This window comes from Haladaptatus rarus (assembly GCF_054177585.1).
Window position 1 is genome coordinate 96,102 of record NZ_JBPEHG010000011.1, and the last position, 18,046, is coordinate 114,147.

Genomic DNA, 18,046 nt, shown 5'->3' on the forward strand with positions numbered 1-18,046 from the left:
ACGGGATACCATGTGAAACAGTTATAAATAATTTATCCACGATTTTTATACAGAGTGTAAACAATAACTGAATACGGTAAACACTAAAGAACCGATTTTCGACATCGAAATACACAAATTCTGTATCCAATTTACGACCTGACCGAAGCTACAAACCGATTCGAATCCGGAAGGGTAGAGTCACCGAGGGCGGTAGGTGCGGGCACGATTCTTGCCATCGGCGACGACCAGTCGGTAGTGGTCCATCTTCGCGAGGTAGTTGCGAACCGTTCGTTTCGTCTTCGGGTCGTCGACGCGCTCGGTGTAGGCGTCGTAGAGTTCTCCAGGGTCGAGTTCTCCCTCATCCTGTAGTATCTCGTAGAGGGCGCGCTGGTGGGGATTGAGCTGTTCGACCGTCTTCTGCCGAACTTCGTGGCGACCGGTCGGCACTGCGTCGCGGACGATCTCGGTCGTGATCCGGTCTTCCCCCGTCTGGTCGGCGCACCGGGCCGCATTTCGAAGGATTCCGATGGCAACCCGTGCGTCACCAGCAGCAGCGTCGGCGATCAGATTCAACTGCTCAGTTCCGATTGCGTCTTCCGAGAGCCCCCGCTGGGCGCGTGCGCGAAGGATAGAGACGAGTTCGTCGAGGTGATACTTCTCGAACGGTATCCTGACACAGGTCTGCAATCGGCTGGTCAGGCGACCGTCGAGCTGCGTGAACAGTTCCTCCTCCCGATTCGTGATGAGGATCATCGAGACGTTCCGCATCCGGTAGAGGTCGTAGAGGACGCTCTTGTCTTCGAGTTGGTCGACCTCGTCCAGGATGACGACGAACTGCGGGCCGTCGTGCTCCTGCAATCGGTCGAGGAGTTCGTCTTTCGGCGTCGACCGGCGGTGGATATCGACCGTCTTGCCGATACCCTCCAGGATTCGGTACAACACCTGGAATCGAGTGTACTCCTGCCAGCAGTTGACGTACTGGGTATCGATGTCGAGGACGTTCTCGCGCAGGCGTTCGACCGTGTAGTTGGCGATACAGGTCTTCCCCGCACCGGATGGCCCGAGTAGAAGGGAGGTTTCGCCGGTCTGTCCGTCCATGATCGGTCTGAGTGTGTTCGAGAGGGCGTTGACCTCGGAATTACGATGCTCGACCTCCTCTGGAACGAACTGTGGCTGCAGGACGCGAGCATCACGGATCATGGTCTATTCGCCGATACTTCCTCCGAGATAATAAACGGAAGTGCGTCGGTTCCGATTCTTCCGATACACGAATCCGGCATCGAACGAACGGGAACGCGAAAACGGCATCGGTCCAGTGGATATATCGGGTGAATGCAAGAAGGCGGTCAGTCGGATGTTTTTTTATAGAAATATTGTGTCGGTGATATCAGCGAAACTCTTACGTAATTTCATATCAACCACCTATATGGTGCAAGAGGATGTCTACCAAGGAGAGGGAGGAAGCGAACGCCTCCAAACGAGGAGATGTTCCTGCTGAGAGCGACCGACCAGTGACCCGAGATGTCTCACTTTCGCTGGACACGACGTTCGAGATACTCGCAAACCGAGAGCGGCGGAAGATACTCGGCTATCTTAGCGAGATTCCTGGCCGGACTGCGACCGTCGACGAACTCACAGAACTCCTCCGCCGAACCGACGAATCGACAGCTCGACCGACCGACGACCCATCGATAACGCTCGTTCACGCCCATCTGCCGAAGCTCGCAGATGTTGGGGTCATCGAGTACGAGAACCGAATCGTTCGATATCGTCAGGACGACCGTCTCGACGAATGGCTAAGCCGGATTCGAACCGAGAAAACGAACTGATCTGACCCTCGTACTCGACACCCTCGTTTCGGAAACTGGTCACTCGACGACCTGGATCCTGATTCGAAATCAGTCGAAACTCGACCGACGAATCTTCGATTTCAACGACTCATTCGTCACCGAACAGGGATTGCTCGTCTTCGCCCTCCGTTTCGAGCAATGGAACGGGTGGCCCCCAGAGATACCGATGCTCGTCGCCGCACTCCTGACAGTCGTACGTTGCGATGCCTTCCCCATCTCTCACGTTCGAGTCCCAGGATTCGGGTTCTGTATGCTCGGTCGCGATCAATCCCAGGGTCTCGGGGCATCGAATCTCGATACGATGGTCACGGGTGAGGTCTGGTCGCTCTCGGCCCGTTCGCTTCGACTTGTTTTTGAATCGGTCGAACATGACTATCGTTGCACCTCCCCTGGCCGAACGCGGATTCTCCGTGCCCTCCCTTGCATCAGGAGTGTTCGACGCTGACCGATTGCCCCCATACCGGCACGTACCTGCGGCCCCGTCGTCACGAGTTCACGCTCCCGTAGACTGTCCGTACACACTGTTACAATCGTACGTTCTGGACAAGTACTAATCCATCGATTTGAATCGCATGGAGTATTTGAAAATGATAGATACGGCGACGGAGACGACGCTCGGATGCCGCCTGAGCGATTCGACACTATCCTGCTGGTCGGTATCCTCACGCCAGTGACCAGGCGTTAGGAAGTGTGGGAGACGACAGACTGTATCTGGTTGGAACCACCGGTCACTGCCGACGAAATCGTAATCTCGTCGGTTGGAAGAGATGGAAAGATGATCGTTTATCCTGTCGATATACTCAACTTATTACACTATATGGCAAATACAATCGAAAAAGACAAGTGGAATTGGATATCGATAATTTACGTGACATATGATGGAAGGCCCAAACAGGGACATCGTCTCGACCCTCCAGACCGAAATGGGCGATGGACTGCGCTCTGTCGGCCATTATACCAAGGACGGCTACGAGGTCTTCTACCTCCGCCCTGACGTCGAAGCGCAGTATACGCGGGACGATATCGAAGACATCCACCAGGATCTCATCCTCGAAGGGTTATCGAAAGACCGTTTCGAGGATCTGTTTCGAGCTGGCCCGTTGGAGTGCTCGATGCATGGTTTCGAGGACGCGTTGATGTTTCATTTCGTCGGAAGCGAAAACTCCGATTTGTTTGTCGGCGTCGATTCTGATGCACCTATCGATCTTTCATCATTCATCGGACGGTGCAAAGAGGGCGTGGAGACGGTCTAGTCGTCGATGCCGTACCGTTACTCTCCGCCCACGGTCGGTTCGGCGAACAGCGCTTCGAAAAGCTTCTTCTCCGCGAGTCGGACGTGTTGATGGAACGTCGGTGCGCTGACACCGAGTGAGTCGGCGATATCCTCGCCGGAGCTGTTCCGGGGCCACTCGAAAAAGCCCGAGTGATACGCCGCTTCGAGGGCGACGCGCTGGCGGTCGGTCAGTTCCTCGGTGAAAACGCGCTCGGCTCGATTGGACGACGTATCCGGGCGAGTCACCTGTCGTCGTGTCACCATCTCTGCCGTGGGATACTCCAGCTGAACTGTGTCGATAACACGTCTCAATTCCACACTCGGGGGAAGTTGAATCGTCATAAGGAAGTCACCATCCCCAACGACGACACGTTCGATGTGACCGCCATGCGATGCGACGGTGGAGATCACTGGAGGCTCAGAAAGCCGAAGTTCGAATCGGATATCGCCGAACTTCTCGTCGAGTATCGTCAGTTCTTCCCAGTGGGGTAGATGATCGACGAGCGTCTCTAATACGTCTCTGGTCTCGTCCGTCGCAGTACCGTATTCGAGGTACGTTCCGTCGCCGATAGGCACCGACCGTTCCACCGTGATCGAATCATCCGTCGGTGCTTCGATACCGACCGTTTCGAAGACGTCCGAGATACGAAGTTCGACTTCGACGATTTCGTCGCTCATCAGTGCTTGCTTTCGTTCGACGGCGGCGATTGCATGCCCGATTATCTCTCCAAGATGGCCGATCACGTCCCGCTCGTCACTCGTAAACGCATCTGTTCGTTCCGTGTAGACGCCCAGAACACCGTAAAGAGTATCTTCGTGGATTACCGGAATCGCTGCCGCCGACGAATACCCGTACTCCTTCGCGTACTCACGCCACGGCTCGAAGTCGGGATCGTCGTCGACATCTCTCGTGATCTGCATCTTCTTCGTTCGAATCGCCTTTCCGGTCGGACCACGACTCGTCGGCTCCTCGGGGTCGGTCGAGAGGGGAATCTCGTCGAGATAGCCATCGACGCCTGCCTCCACTCGTGGCGTTATCGAGCGTGTCTTCGCATCGATCTCGCTGATCCACGCGAACTGGTAGGAATCCGACTCGGCCAACCGCTCGCACACCACCTGCTCGATCTCCTCGCGGGTAGACTGCTGGACGAGCGCATCGTTGATCTCCCTGACGACCGCGTTCAGGTCGTTGAGTGCCGCCAACTGCTCGCGTTGCTGGTTCAACTTGCGTTCGCGCTGTACTCGTTCAGTGATGTCCTGAATCACAGCCATCCCGGCGAATACGTCTCTGTCGTCGTCTGTCACGGGGAGGCTCCACGCCTGAAACGTCTGCTCTCCACAATCGAACTCGAACTTTCGGGTCTCACCATCCAGTGCGGCACGGTAGTTCGATTCGAGAAGCTCTCCGATCTCGGGCGAAGCGTGCAGTTCACCGACGCGGACACCCGTGAACTCCTGTGGCTCGAACCCGTCGTTCGAGTACAGCTCTCCTTCGACGAGTGTGTAGCGGAGATCGTGGTCGAACAGGGCGACGCTCCCGTCCGGAAAGCGTTCGACGAGGGTTCGGTAGCGTTGCTCGCTCTCCTCCAACCGACGCTCGTGTTCGACACGGTCGTATGCTACTTCGGCATTCGCAGCTAGCAGTTCCACCAACTGTTGTGTTTCGTCGTCGAACGCACCGATGGCTCGTGACCCGACGATGAGGATTCCCTGGTCGCTCATCGGGACGAACAGTCCGGATCGCATCTCGGTCGCTGACGTATCTACTTCGAGGCTGGACGATTCCCGGATGTCTTCGAAGTACCGACTCTCCCCTTCGGCGAAGACGTGTCCAGTGATGCTACTCTCGTCCGGGGGGAGTTCGGGGAACTCCTGGCGTATGAATCCCGTTTCGACGGACCGCCTGTCCGGAATCAACATCTCATCGTCGTTCAGTCGGTAGACGATCACGCCGGGCAGATCGAGGACGTCGGTCGCCGTCTCGACGACTATCTCGCTGACCTCATCTTTCGACCGCGCGCCGAGTAGGGAGCGAGCAGAGTGATGGAGTGATTTGAGCGTCTGCTCGAACCGTCGTCGTTCGGTGATGTCGCGGACGACGCCGGTCCGTGCGAACCTGTCGTCACCGTAGCGGTACGGCCCGAACCGACTCTCGACTGGTATCGTCTCGCCGTTCGATTTGACGAGTTCGAATTCGAGGGAGGCACCGTCACGTTCGCCAACCTGAACCTCGTGGCTAAGTTCGGCGGCGGTATCGTTCAACGATTCGGAGTGGACGATCGACGCCGGTTCACCCATGAGCTCCTCACGCTCGTAGCCTGCCATCTCCATGAAGGCCTTGTTCGCTCCGACGAACCGCTCATCCGGGTCGAGGGCGTAGACACCGTCCCAGATCGTCTCGACGATGGTCTCGTAGCGTTCCAGTTCGTGTTCGCGCTCCTTGCGTTCGGTAACGTCTCTGAAGTACACCGAGACACCGGTCTCCGAGGGGTAGACGTGGACTTCGAGCCACGCATCGAACGGCTCGTAGTACTCCTCGAAACTCTCCGGTCGTTGGTGTTCGACCGCTTGGCGGAACACGTCGTACCCGTTGTACGCCTTCGCATCGGGAAAGAGATCCCAGACCGTCTGACCGAGCAACTCCGATTCTTTCGTATCGAGGAACTCCTCCGCTTGCTCGTTGACGTAGTCGAATCGCCACTCGTCGTCGAGCGCGAGAACCGCGTCGTCCACGCGGTCGAACACCTCGTCCAGTTCGTGTTTGAGATCGTTGCGTTGTCGTTTGAGCCGTCGTGCCTGCTCTTTCAGCTGGGTGATGTCGGTGAGCGTCGCGACGACCTGTTCGAAGCCGTCCTCGCCCTCCTTGAGGGGTGTGGCATCGACAGAAACCCACTTTCTTACACCGTCGATACCGACGATCTCGACTTCCGTATCGGATACTGGTTCACCCGTCTTCAGTGCCTGGATCGCTGGCCACTCCTCGAACGAAAGGCGCTCACCCGTCGAGTCGTGCACCTCCCAATCGTCCATCGAGTACTCGTCGATATTGTCCTCCGAAGCACCGAGAATCTCCACGGCATACGAGTTCGTTCGGACGATCCCGTCGTCCTGAGAGAAGACGATGATGCCGACAGGACAGGTTTCGAGGATCTTGCGAAATCGTTCTTCGTAGTTCTGAGAATCGGTTTCCTCTCCCTTACGGTCGGACGCTCGGGGTCGCCACCAGACGCGTCCACGAGCACCGACCTTCTTGGTCTCCACGTCCCCCTGTTCTACCAGCCGATCCAGTCGGTCGTACGCTGCTCGCCGGGTGCAGTCGAGGGAGTCGGCGACCTCACTCGTCGTCAGCGGTGTCGAAGGCGGCTCGACACCATCGAAGACGGCGAGTGTTTCGGCGAGGATATCACCTGAAGAATCCACAGAACCCATATCTCACGGCACAGCCTGCAGATAGATAAATCCCCGTTGACGGAAGTTGCCACCTTCAGTCGATTTCGATAGCCAGGAATTCAAGGAACACCCCACTTTTGAACTCATCTGATGTTCGTTCTATAAACTGGGTCGTTCTCGCGAATATGGTCGTCTAACCTACACTAATCCTTTACGCCCAATAGTTAGGGAACCACGATGTCTGTCTATCGATACGCACCGCGCTACCGGCGTGTGCAATTTCAGGAAGATTGATGTCAATGATCGAGAAAGTGTCCTCGAACGCTCAAATAGCGGGAAATGGGTGGGACACACGACAGAATGGACGACGAGAGACATCGACCAATTGCAACGGACGGAGAACACGGTCCTGGAGGAAAAAGCCGTGACGAAGGTGATCTGTGAGGACTGTGGAACGGAGCAATCGGTGTCTATCTTCAGCCCGAACTGTTCGGAGTGTGACTCACAGGAACTGACGATGATAGAGGGCAAGAACGAATCGTCTGCTTGATGCTGTCGGACTGTCGTATCACGAAAGAGAACTGGTGGAACCGGTCTCGTGTTCGAATCGGAGAACGTCGAGGTCGGAACCGGTATCCGGTGTCCGTTCGGCGACGACCGCTAACGTTTCACGAGCGAGGCGTTCGACGGCGTCGAGTTCTCGATTCGTATCTGCTTCTTCGAGTCGCCCGAACGCGATCGGCGCACCACTTCCGAGTGCGGCAGTTTCGGTCGACAACACGCGTCCATCGCTGCCGACTTCGCGGAGTCCGACGGTTCCGTCCGAGTCCGTTGCGACGACGAGCGCATCGACGCCGACATCTTCTGTGATCTCGCTCGCAGTCCGAGCGACACGGTCGAGGGACATCGGTTCGTCTTCCTCGTCTCGGTACGTCCGAAGTTCGGACTCGAATCGTCTGTCGAACTCCTGTATCGCGCCGACGTCACCCACGACACCAGCCCCCGCATCGTCGTAGTCGAACACTCGCTGAACTGACTCGCTCGTGATCGACCCCCCCTTCGTCTCCCGCCGGTCACCTGCGAGGACGGCACCGTCGGGGCAGGCGACCCCAAGTATGGTTGCCATGGTCGATATTCGACGAGTGATGAAAAGAGGGTTTTTGCCGCTCCTCACGAAGGAGTCCCGAACCGGAATCGCCACGAACGAGTCTCGAACCGAGGTTGGCAGTCGCTACTCCCCTTCCAGTACGTCGACTCGCTGCTCGTACTCCTCGGGATGCTCGCCGTTCGCTAGTCGAAGCGCGCGAATCTGGACGACGTCTTTCACCGACCGGGGTGCCTGTATCCCACCGGCCACGAATCGTGGACGACAGGGCTGTAGTTCGTCCTCGCTCGTCTTCGACTGGTGGAGTGCGAGTACCCCCTCGGTCGCTTCGATGACGGGAACACACGACGTGAAATCGTCGCGGGCGACGACCTGGACGTGGGTCGTCTCACCGTGTACGTCGGCGAAATCGAGGAGGTCGCCGAGCGAGACGCCGCGCCAGTAGCCATCCCATCGGGTGCCGCTCGCGCAGAGAAACGAACCGTGATAGGAAAACTGTGGGAACTCCTCGAGTGCCGTTCTGTCGAGCGTAACCGGAGTACCGACTTCTCCGGCGATACGAACGCCATCCGTCGTGGTTTCGTGTCGTGTATCGAACATCTGTTTCGGTATCGCGGTGGTCGATAGAGGTTCGTGCGCCGCCACGATTACTCTTTGCAATGGCACGCTCTCTGGTATGGATCACCAATGGATGCCGTCTCACAGGCGAACACGATCCGCCGCGCCACAAGTCAACACGGTACACGACGCTGGACAAAACCGAACATGTACGCGATCAGGTCTTAGCGCCACCGCCTCGAAATGAGCATGTGGGGTGTAACGCCACGGGAACGCCGGTTCGAATCGGCCCCTTCCCATCGAGTGTTCCACCCCGCCATTCACCTACCGAACTGCATGCGAGACGTGACGGAACGCCGTTACGTCGTCACCTACAATTCAAACCGATCATGACCGACGTATCTTCCGACGCTGACGTATCGACTCATATCTCACGAGACACGACGCCATGGGAGCGACTGGCCGAGACAGACCCGATCTCGATTCGAGACCCGCTCGCAGAACTGCTCGGGATGATTCCCGAGAGTGAACCGTTGGCAGTGACGTTCGCCGACGTTGCAAAGGCTGCCGGACACGCCTGTCCCGCAGTCGCTGGTGCGTATCGGAGTACCCAACTCGCGCTCGAAGAACTGTATCCCGACTCCATACCCGTTCGAAGCGATATCGAGGTCGTCGTCGGAGGCGCACCCGACGATCCGGGCTACGGCCCGATGGCGAACGTCGTCCGAGTCATTACTGGCGCGGCAGACGAGACGGGATTCGGCGGGTTCGGCGGCTACGGTGGTCGGAACGGACTGCTCTCGTTCGGCGACGTTCCGGGTTCAGGGCGCTCGTTCGCGTTCACGAGACGCGACACTGGCGACACGGTGCGTGTCTCTTTCGACCCCAAAGAAACCGGAGTCGAGCCACCGGGCGGCGCTGACGACGCGGTGAACCTGATTCCGAAACTCGTCTCGGGTGCGGCTACCGAAGACGAGCGCGAAGCGTTCTACGATGTCTGGCACGGTCGCGTGCAACGAATCCTCGACGCGACACCCGGCCCGGACAGCCCGTTCACCCTCTCGACTGATGACGAGCCATAACGAACGACGAGAATCAGTGACGAGAGATACGATAGCACCACTGCACCACTAGTTTTTGTGGTATGCCATCGTGTATGACAGTATGAACGACCATCGAGCGGTTCAGATGGACGCGGACGGTATAACCGATTTCTTGGGACGGGGTGGATCTGGAGTGTTGTCCCTCGCGAAAGACGACGCTCCGTACTCGATTCCCGTGTCGTACGGCTACGACGCATCCTCCAGACGGTTCTTCATCAGGCTAGGTTTCACTGGCGAGAGCGAGAAGCGAGCGTATCTGAACGCATCCGAGATGGCGCGTCTCGTCGTCTACGGCCAGACAGAATCGGGATGGAAGAGCGTCATCGCAACCGGACAACTCGAAGAAGCCACCGACAGCGACATCGACGTACACGTCGTCTGGGTTCTTCGTGAATCGCAGTTGCCGGTTCGTGACCTGTTCGAGGTTCCACCGGATGAGGTATCGTTCGATATGTATCGACTCGACGTCGAGGAACTCTCCGGGCGACAGACAGCGAACGGGACGAGTGGGTCTGTCTAACTCCCGTTCGTTCACTCGACTTCTATCGTCACTGCTTCTTCGTCGTCGAACCGACCGTCGTCGAATCGATCGTGTTTCGGTCCCTCCAGGAGGTCTTCGATGACCAGTTCGAGGTTCCGCTTGTTCGACTTCCAGACGGCGTCGATGACACCACCGACGTAGGGGAGCGAACCGCCGACTACGTCGATGGTCACGTTCGCTATCATCCGCAGGAGCGTCGTGTACGAGACGCCGAGTCGGGCCGCTTCGAGGACGATGTACAGCGAGAGTCCCGCACTGACCACGTCACCGACGACCGGGATCACGCCGAGGATCGGGTCGATCCCGACCTTGAAATCCGTTCCGGGAACGCGGATGAAGTCGTCGAAGATCCGCGCGACCGTCCGCATGCGGTCGATGGCCGCCCTATCGACCGTCTCCGGCAACTCGTCGTCGAACTCGCCGTCGAACACGGATTCGATATCGACCTGGTTTCTGTCCCCTGTCATAGGTGATAACAGTTACTGTAGTCCAATAAGCCCGATGGTTGCATATCTCGCCGACTCGTCCACCGAAATCGAAATAGTCAGGACAACCCTCCGCTCGGTGCTTCTATATACATTTTTGCCCGAACATGTGCCCGACAAGTATCATTGATGTTCATCGAGAATGCCTCCTATGGTCGGCATTACGACACAATTTGCCCTATCTCTCTCAATGGGGCTGTTGTTATTGGGCGTACTGTGGTGGATCACCACGATTGAAAACCGGCGGACGTACACGCCAGCAGGTGGGGGAACGTCCGGACACGAAACGGGGCACCACGCTGAAAAGCCGCCGGGACTGATTCGATGGCTGACGACCGTCGACCACAAAGATATCGGACTATTGTACGGAACTTTCGCAGTCATCTCGTTCGCGTGGGGTGGTATCGCCGTCGTCCTGATGCGAACCGAACTCGCGACTCCACCAGCCGACCTCTTCAATGCAGGGTTCTACAACGCCCTCATGACGACACACGGGATCACGATGCTGTTCCTGTTCGGAACACCGATATTGGCGGCATTCTCGAACTACTTCATCCCGTTGCTCATCGGCGCAGACGACATGGCGTTCCCGCGCATCAACGCTATCGCGTTCTGGCTTCTGCCACCCGCAGCACTGCTCATCTGGGGTGGACTCATCCTGGAACCGTTAGGGATGGGCATCGAAGGGGCACAGACAGCGTGGACGCTGTACCCACCACTCTCCGCGGAGCAGGCCAACCCCGGCGTGGACTTGTTGATACTCGGACTGCATCTGTCGGGTGCGAGCGCGACGATGGGTGCGATAAACTTCGTCGCAACCATCTTCACCGAACGTTCCGAGGACGTTCCGTGGGCCAAACTGGACATCTTCTCGTGGACGGTGCTCGTTCAGTCCGGGCAGATCCTCTTCGCGTTTCCCCTGCTCGGCAGTGCACTCTTGATGCTCCTGCTCGACCGGAACGTGGGCACGACGTTCTTCGCTGCAGAGGGTGGTGGGCCCATCCTGTGGCAACACCTGTTCTGGTTCTTCGGCCATCCGGAGGTGTACATCCTCGTCCTCCCGCCGATGGGACTGGTCAGTCTCATCCTCCCCAGGTTCGCGGGGCGGAAGCTGTTCGGCTTCAAGTTCGTCGTCTACTCCACACTCGCACTGGGTGTGCTCTCGTTCGGCGTCTGGGCCCACCACATGTTCGCCACCGGTATTGACCCACGTCTCCGCGCGAGTTTCATGGCCGTCTCCATCGCAATCGCACTCCCGAGCGCGGTCAAGACGTTCAACTGGATCACGACGCTCTGGAACGGCAACCTTCGACTCACCGCGCCGATGCTGTTCTGTATCGGCTTCGTGGCGAACTTCGTCATCGGCGGCGTGACTGGCGTCTTCGAGGCCGCCATCCCTGTCGACCTCGTGCTTCACGACACCTACCACGTTATCGCGCATTTCCACTACGTCATCATGGGTGGCATCGCGTTCGCGGTCTTCGCGGGCATCTACTACTGGTTCCCGCTCTACACGGGCAGGTGGTATCAGCGAACGCTGGCGCGATGGCACTTCTGGCTGACGATGATCGGGACGAACGTCACGTTCTTCCCCATGATCTTCTTGGGCTACGGCGGTATGCCCCGCCGATACGCGAGCTACGAACTCTCGGTCGGGCCGACGGCCTACTTCGCCGACCTCCACCAGCTCGCCACGCTCGGCGTGTTCATCCTCGTGGCCGGGCAGATCGTCTTTCTCTGGAACCTCGTCCAGTCGTGGCTCGAAGGCCCCCACATCGAGGACGCTGACCCCTGGGACCTCGAAGACCGTGGCCTATCGACCAACGAGTGGGACTGGCTTGCCGAGAAACAGCAGACCGCGCTCGTGGACGGCGGCAGCGAGATGGACGACTAACCGAACACGCGTACCGTACTTCCGACTATCTTTCCGAGGAAGAACCCGACGAGCGCACCGAAGACACCGGATGAGCTATCGCCGAACAAAAATCCAACCAGGCCACCGACGAGGCCGGTGACGAACGCGAGATACTGCCACGACATCGGTACGCGTGACGCGAAGCTATCGTTCGCCATCAGACTGCCTCCGACGGGGACGAAATCGCTGATGGGCGAAAATGGTAAATCGATTCGAGCAGGGGTAGATGGCGAGTCGATTCGGGCAGTGAGGGGGTGCGTGGGAATTCATTACCCGTTTCGATACAGTCACGCCTCGTAAGATTTTCCCGAACATGTTCTAGCAGTCAAAAAAGGTCGGTCCGTGAAAGTGAACGAAACGGTCGTCTTACTGCATCGACATCACGGCAGCGAGTGGGTTCAGGAAGCCGTGGCCGTAGTACTCCTTCCCCCAATCCTTCGGAACTTCGGCGGTCTGTTCGAGGACGTTTTCGAGGCGACCGGCCCGTGAACTGCGTGGCCCGTCGTCCAGACTGGCGACGAGGGCGACAGCCCCGGTGACCTGCGGGGCGGCCATGCTCGTCCCGGCGGCCCATCCGTAGCCTTCTTCCGCGTCAAGGTAGTTACCATCGTCGTCGAAGACCGGTTCCGCGACCGTGCTCAATACGAGGTTCAGGTACCACCCTACGCCGGAACCGATCGCGTCGAGGTCAGCATCGCCACCGGGCGCACCGAGGTCGACGGCGTTCGTCCCGTAGTTCGTGTAGAACGCGGGGCTTTCGAATCCTTCACGAAGCCCCTCCTCGCCCCACTCGAACCCGATAGGGCCGGTCGCGCTGATGCTCATCGCCTGTGCCGCCTCGTTCGGGAGGCTGATAGCCGGGAAGCACTCGACCTCGCCGTCGTCGTTCTCGACGCAGATACGGCCATCGTGCTGGAGGTCTGCCGCGTCGTTGCCTGCCGAGACGACGAGGAGCGTTCCCTGACTGTTCGTGTAGGTCACGGTTCGGTTGAGCACCTTGCCGTAGAACGATTTCAGTTCGTTCCGGGGGACGGGGTACGCCCCGATACTCATGTTCGCAGCGACGCAGTCGTTCTCGGCGCTGTAGACGAGCGCGGCGAGCATATCGCCGAAATCGGCGTACGGCCCGGTGCTGAACACGCGACAGTCGATGACTTCCGCGCCCGGTGCAGTGCCGACGATCCCCTCGTCGTTCTGGTCGTTCGCCGCGACGATGCCTGCGACGTGAGTTCCGTGATAGCCACCGATCGGGAGCCCGGCTCCGTAGCCATCGCCCGTGAAGTCCCGCGAGAGGTCGGTGTTGACAGCGTGCTGGAGGTCAGGGTGGTCGGCGTAGACGCCCGAATCCACGATGGCGACGCGCGCGCCCTCGCCGCGCGTATACTCGTGTACCGCCGGAATCTCCTGAACCTGTTTGTCCCACTGGAGCGAATACAGCGGTTCGTCGGTTGCCTCCGACGCCTCCGTGATGGGTGCCTCTTCGACCGGGAAGTCGAGTTTGTACGAGATGTCCGGTGCGGTGGTCGTCCGCAGCGAGGGAACGTCGCGCTTCGCACCCTCGACCACAGCGACGTTGATCGCGTCGAGGTCGTGAACGACGGTGAGATCGTTTCGTTCGAGCGTCTTCGTACTGATTCCCCTCGTATCGACAATGAATCGGTCCGTCCGTACCGCCGCAGTGACCGTCGATCCGACAGCAAGTCCACCGAGCAGCGTGCCGCTTAACTTCAAAAATGATCTTCTATTGTGTGTTGTCATTCTTCACTATGACTCTAGACAACCTCTTATATATTGTTAACTATAATTAATTAATGATATATCAGATTTGGCACCCTATCTATCCGGTAACTTCCTTTCGAATATCGTCGAGATTTGTCGCTCACGGTTTCAATGAGTTGTCGAACGAGTAGAAGAGAACCGACGAGTCAGCGTGAACTGAGCGATCGAATCAGCATCACCCGGCTACGTTCGTAGTCCCCGCGAACCGACGAACTGCCGAACACCGAGATAAGCGACGACCGAGAGCAACACGTAGACACCCACCATCACGTGCGTGAGGGATGTCGGACTCCCGATGGCGAGTTTTGCGACGGTGTTCGCGGGGGACTCCGGGAGCAAGTAGGTCGCGCTGAAAACGACCAGCACCCCCATCGAGAAGAGGAACTGGGCCTGCTTTCGGTCGCGGAACTGCAAGGCGACCACTGCACCCATCGTCACCACGCTCACCGAGAAGCCAGCTACGAGCAGGAGGATTTCGAGCGGATTGGAGACGGCAGTCCCGTTGAGCGACAGCAACACCAGCCACGCTCCGGCTTGCAGTGGAGCGAGCATCCCCATCGCCAACAGCTTGCCGTCCACGATGTCCACGCTCGTCAGTGGCGTCACGCGGAGCAGTTCGAGCGTGCCTCGGTCGAACTCCTCGGTGATGGTGTCCACCGCGACGCTCCCGCTGATGAACACCGGCAGGAAGGTCAATAGCGGGACGAGGACGGTGTAGGTGAAACCGAAGTAGGGGCTGGCGGCGCTCTCTGGCGGCAGCGAGACGGGAGTTCTTTCGAGACGGTAGTCGAGTCGCACGCGCTCCTGTCGCTCGAACTCGCCGAGCAACTCCTTGAGTTGGGTCACGACCAGCGTCGTCCGGATGTTGCCATCGGGAGCGATGGCTCTGACGCGCGCTCGACCGTCCACCTCTCGTTCGACGTGGATAGTGGCGTGGAGTTCCCCTCTGCGGAAGTCAGCCATCGCAGCCCGTTGGGTCTCGTATTCGACCGCTCGCCAGCCGTCGTTCTCCCGGATGATGGGCGTGATGTCGTCACTGGCGTCGCCGCTGACGCCGACCTCGACGACGAACCCGTTCGAGACCGAGCCGGGGTCGTACAGCGAGACGAGCCCCACTGCAAGAAACGACGAGAACGCCGCGACGAACAGCTGTATCAGGATCGCCAACACGATCGTCTTCTCGCTCCGGAGCGACGCGAGTTCCCGACGGGCGACGGTGAGACGCTTATCCAAGGCTGTTCACCACCGTGAGGTTGTACGCCGTGTGAACCAACGTCGCCCAGACGAGCGTGCCGAAGTACCAGTCACGGTTCTTGCTCGCACCGAAGGCCGTGACGGTCGCGGTGACGACGTGAAGTCCGAGTGGCGCGAACAGCAGTCCGACCAGGACGAGTGGAGACGTCTCCACGCCGAGACCGGTCGTCATGCCGAACGCCGCCCGTCCGAGTTCGAGGTCCGGCAGACTGACCAACTGGGCGATCGCCGTCGATTTCTCGCCGAAGAAGAAGCCGAACCCACTGAACCCACCGAGGACGGCTACGGTTCGAAGCGAGTGGTCGAAACGCGAGTGGGTGTACCCCGCAAAGACGTGGATGCTCTTTGCGACCTCCTCTATGAAGGCGATAGCGACCAGCAGGACGGGAACCGAAACGTCGACGGGCAGTGCGAACAGGAGCGCGATCGCGAGCAACTCCCCGACGAAGACGAACGGGATCGATAGTGCACTCAGTTTTGCGACGCTCCGCCGACTCGAAAGCTGGCTGTCGAGCGCATCGAGCGCCTTCAACGGCACGGGTCGCTGGGTGAACATATCCTCTTCGCGGTAGACGCCCGCACCGAGCGCGAATAACACCGCAGCGGTGAGGAACAGCGGAAGGGTCGAGAAGGCGTAGTCCGATAGCGGGACGGCCTCGCCCTGGAGTGCGCGCACCACCAGCGTCAGTGGCGAGATGGCCGCGATAGGGTGAACGTCGGTGAAGATGGCCGGGATGAAGGCGTAGGAGGTGAGAAACACCGAAAGCGAGACGGTCACGAACGTGAGTTCCTTGAACGACCGAGCGAACATCGCGCCGACGAACGCGCTGGCCAGGAACAACAGGGCGATGGGAACGACCGCCGAGACCGACGTGAGTGCAGCGACGGCGACCGCCAGTGGCTCTGCACCCACGGCAGGGGTCAGGGTGACGATTCCGAGGGCGGTCATCGAGGCGACCGCGACCATTCCGAGGAAGTACGGCAGCGTCTTGCCGGTGATGATGTCGCCCCGCGATACCGGCGAGACCAACAGCAGTTCGCCCCGGTCGTTGATCCGTTCGTCCATGATGCTACTGGCATACGCCTGGATGACGAAGTTCATCGGCAGGACGAACGCGAACGCGAGCACCAGCGACTCGAAGGGGAACGGCGGCGTGATGTCGGCGGGCGTTCCGTGGCGTTCGTTATCCACGAAGATGGACGACCCGCTTCCGACCGAAGGTGGTGCTACCGCACCGCCCTCCCCTCCGGAGGGAACCGAACTGCCGCCGCCAGTCCCACTCCCACCAAGTCGCGTCTCGCCCTCCGATGTCGTTCGAGTGACTTGCGAGCGGGAATCGGATTCTCCCGTGCCCGCCGGCGGAAGCGAGTCCTGTTCGACGTAGCGAAGAGTGACATTCACCGGAAACGCGGCGGCCTGGTCGGACTCCGCGATCATCTGGCGATCGTTGTAGCGTTCCACCGTGGTACTGAGTTCGGCGAGGGCAGCGCGTCCCTTGGGGGTATCTTTTCGCAATATCTCAGCGGGTGGACAGCCACGAACGTCGGTCGGGCAGATGAATATCTCGAACTGCCCAGATTCGAAGGTACGGACTGTCGGTTCGACCGCGACGAACGTCGGGTCGTCCGCGATGGGGGCGTAGTACGGACTATCTTCGGAGACACCGACGCGGTAGATTCCATCGTCCAGGGTGACGCCCTGACTGGCGACCATCGGCGTGAGGATGCCGACCAGCAGGAGGACGACACCGACAGCGACGATGGTTCGCCGGTCGAGTTGTCCGGCGTTCTTCGAAACCTCCCACCGCGCGATTCGAAGCGTCTTCCGTAGTTTCACGGTCGCCCCTCCACTTCCGGCGCGTCTTTCGCCAGATCGAGGAAGATAGCTTCGAGGCTGGGCGTGTGCGTCTGGATATCGACGACCTCGCCACCAGCGGCCCCCGCGAGTTCGCGCGTCTCCTCGACGGCGTCCATACTCTCGACGACGCGGCGGTAGGTTCCGTTCTCCGCGACCGAGCCATCGACTTCGACGGAGGTCGTGACGTGGTACGTTGTCTGTCCGTGTTCGTCCCGGATGTCCTCGACACTGCCACGAGCGACGATGTACCCCTCGTTCATCACGACGAGCCGGTCACAGATGCTCTCGACGTGGAACAGGTTGTGGGCGCTGAAGACGACGGTCTTGCCGGATTCGCTCAGTTCGCGCGTGAACTCGATGATGTAGTTCGTCGTCAGTGGGTCGAGACCGCTGGCCGGTTCGTCGTAGATCAGCACGTCGGGATCGTTGACCAGCGACCGTGCGATGGCGACCTTTCGTCGCATCCCCTTCGACATATCCCCCAGTCGTCGGTCGCGGTGGTCGAGGTCGAGGCGGTCGAGCGTGGTGTGGATGCGTTCTTCGGCAGTCTCACGCGGAACGTCGTAGAGGTCGGCGAAGAACTCCAGATACGAAAGAGGCGTCATGTCCTCGTACAGCGGCGACTCCTCGGGCAAGAAGCCGAGCTGAGACCGCATCTCCGGGTCTTGTGCGTCGTATCCCGCGACGTGAGCAGTTCCCCCCGTCGGTTCGATGAGACCGGCGAGCATCTTCAGCGTCGTCGTCTTCCCCGCCCCGTTCGGCCCGATGATGCCGAACACTTCACCCTCCGCCACGGCGAAGTCGCTGCCTTCGACGGCGGTGAACTCACCGTATTTTTTCCGCAGATTCGAAACCTCGATCATTGAGATGTTCGACACTCGATACTGGGACGACTTGAGTGTTTGGCAGACGGCGGGTGTACGAACTGTTCACAACCACGAACCTGATCGAAA

17 protein-coding genes are annotated in these 18,046 nt (G+C 59.2%); 6 read left to right on the forward strand and 11 right to left on the reverse strand.

Features of this window, described 5'->3' with window-relative positions:
- Positions 1–180: 180 nt before the first annotated feature.
- On the reverse strand, positions 181–1,182 hold the full coding sequence (locus ACR3FE_RS19980) for a Cdc6/Cdc18 family protein (RefSeq protein WP_458209291.1): 1,002 nt from the start codon (positions 1,180–1,182) through the stop codon (positions 181–183).
- Positions 1,183–1,421: 239 nt separating this feature from the next.
- Here ACR3FE_RS19980 and ACR3FE_RS19985 point away from each other — a divergent pair, with 239 nt between their 5' ends.
- A complete protein-coding gene (locus ACR3FE_RS19985; protein WP_458209292.1) occupies positions 1,422–1,811 on the forward strand; it encodes a DUF7344 domain-containing protein in 390 nt (129 codons plus the stop codon).
- Between the two features lie 109 nt (positions 1,812–1,920).
- On the opposite strand, the gene ACR3FE_RS19990 is transcribed toward ACR3FE_RS19985, so the two are convergent.
- Entirely contained in the window at positions 1,921–2,202 is a 282-nt protein-coding gene (locus ACR3FE_RS19990; protein ID WP_458209294.1) for a hypothetical protein, read from the reverse strand.
- Between the two features lie 505 nt (positions 2,203–2,707).
- Here ACR3FE_RS19990 and ACR3FE_RS19995 point away from each other — a divergent pair.
- Positions 2,708–3,085, forward strand: a complete 378-nt coding sequence (locus ACR3FE_RS19995; protein WP_458209296.1) for a DUF7522 family protein — start codon at positions 2,708–2,710, stop codon at positions 3,083–3,085.
- 17 nt (positions 3,086–3,102) lie between these two features.
- On the opposite strand, the gene ACR3FE_RS20000 is transcribed toward ACR3FE_RS19995, so the two are convergent.
- Positions 3,103–6,534 (reverse strand): PAS domain S-box protein, encoded by a 3,432-nt coding sequence (locus ACR3FE_RS20000; protein ID WP_458209297.1) that lies wholly within the window; start codon positions 6,532–6,534, stop codon positions 3,103–3,105.
- 385 nt (positions 6,535–6,919) lie between these two features.
- Between ACR3FE_RS20000 and ACR3FE_RS20005 the strand changes: the two genes are divergently transcribed.
- On the forward strand, positions 6,920–7,045 hold the full coding sequence (locus ACR3FE_RS20005) for a hypothetical protein (RefSeq protein ID WP_458209299.1): 126 nt from the start codon (positions 6,920–6,922) through the stop codon (positions 7,043–7,045).
- A gap of 18 nt (positions 7,046–7,063) precedes the next feature.
- On the opposite strand, the gene ACR3FE_RS20010 is transcribed toward ACR3FE_RS20005, so the two are convergent.
- Both ACR3FE_RS20010 and ACR3FE_RS20015 read right to left on the reverse strand, forming a co-directional pair.
- Positions 7,064–7,621 (reverse strand): 20S proteasome subunit A/B, encoded by a 558-nt coding sequence (locus ACR3FE_RS20010; protein WP_458209301.1) that lies wholly within the window; start codon positions 7,619–7,621, stop codon positions 7,064–7,066.
- A 105-nt stretch (positions 7,622–7,726) separates the two neighbouring features.
- A complete protein-coding gene (locus ACR3FE_RS20015; protein WP_458209303.1) occupies positions 7,727–8,200 on the reverse strand; it encodes a molybdopterin-dependent oxidoreductase in 474 nt (157 codons plus the stop codon).
- 347 nt (positions 8,201–8,547) lie between these two features.
- Between ACR3FE_RS20015 and ACR3FE_RS20020 the strand changes: the two genes are divergently transcribed.
- Both ACR3FE_RS20020 and ACR3FE_RS20025 read left to right on the forward strand, forming a co-directional pair.
- Positions 8,548–9,240, forward strand: a complete 693-nt coding sequence (locus ACR3FE_RS20020) for a hypothetical protein (RefSeq protein ID WP_458209304.1) — start codon at positions 8,548–8,550, stop codon at positions 9,238–9,240.
- A gap of 82 nt (positions 9,241–9,322) precedes the next feature.
- Positions 9,323–9,781 carry a pyridoxamine 5'-phosphate oxidase family protein gene (locus ACR3FE_RS20025; protein WP_458209306.1) on the forward strand — a complete coding sequence of 153 codons (459 nt, stop codon included), beginning with the start codon at positions 9,323–9,325 and terminating at the stop codon, positions 9,779–9,781.
- Positions 9,782–9,792: 11 nt separating this feature from the next.
- Here the strand turns inward: ACR3FE_RS20025 and ACR3FE_RS20030 are convergent, their stop codons facing one another.
- The gene (locus ACR3FE_RS20030) at positions 9,793–10,269 is read right to left on the reverse strand and encodes a DUF4112 domain-containing protein (protein WP_458209307.1); all 477 of its coding nucleotides are present in this window, start codon (positions 10,267–10,269) and stop codon (positions 9,793–9,795) included.
- Positions 10,270–10,477: 208 nt separating this feature from the next.
- On the opposite strand from ACR3FE_RS20030, the gene ACR3FE_RS20035 reads away from it, so the two are divergent.
- Positions 10,478–12,181, forward strand: a complete 1,704-nt coding sequence (locus tag ACR3FE_RS20035; protein ID WP_458209365.1) for a cbb3-type cytochrome c oxidase subunit I — start codon at positions 10,478–10,480, stop codon at positions 12,179–12,181.
- Here the strand turns inward: ACR3FE_RS20035 and ACR3FE_RS20040 are convergent.
- The 5 genes from ACR3FE_RS20040 to ACR3FE_RS20060 all read right to left on the reverse strand — a co-directional run bounded on the left by ACR3FE_RS20040 (position 12,178) and on the right by ACR3FE_RS20060 (position 17,956).
- Entirely contained in the window at positions 12,178–12,360 is a 183-nt protein-coding gene (locus ACR3FE_RS20040; protein ID WP_458209308.1) for a hypothetical protein, read from the reverse strand. The two genes, ACR3FE_RS20035 and ACR3FE_RS20040, sit on opposite strands and share 4 nt — an antisense overlap.
- Before the next feature lie 208 nt (positions 12,361–12,568).
- Positions 12,569–13,960, reverse strand: coding sequence for a S8 family peptidase (locus tag ACR3FE_RS20045; protein WP_458209310.1), 1,392 nt, complete (start codon positions 13,958–13,960; stop codon positions 12,569–12,571).
- 204 nt (positions 13,961–14,164) lie between these two features.
- On the reverse strand, positions 14,165–15,214 hold the full coding sequence (locus ACR3FE_RS20050) for an ABC transporter permease (RefSeq protein WP_458209311.1): 1,050 nt from the start codon (positions 15,212–15,214) through the stop codon (positions 14,165–14,167).
- Positions 15,207–17,072: an ABC transporter permease subunit gene (locus ACR3FE_RS20055; protein ID WP_458209313.1), complete on the reverse strand. Its 1,866-nt coding sequence runs from the start codon at positions 17,070–17,072 to the stop codon at positions 15,207–15,209. Before ACR3FE_RS20055 ends, ACR3FE_RS20050 begins: the two co-directional genes overlap by 8 nt.
- The gene (locus ACR3FE_RS20060) at positions 17,069–17,956 is read right to left on the reverse strand and encodes an ABC transporter ATP-binding protein (RefSeq protein WP_458209314.1); all 888 of its coding nucleotides are present in this window, start codon (positions 17,954–17,956) and stop codon (positions 17,069–17,071) included. Before ACR3FE_RS20060 ends, ACR3FE_RS20055 begins: the two co-directional genes overlap by 4 nt.
- Positions 17,957–18,046: the final 90 nt, after the last annotated feature.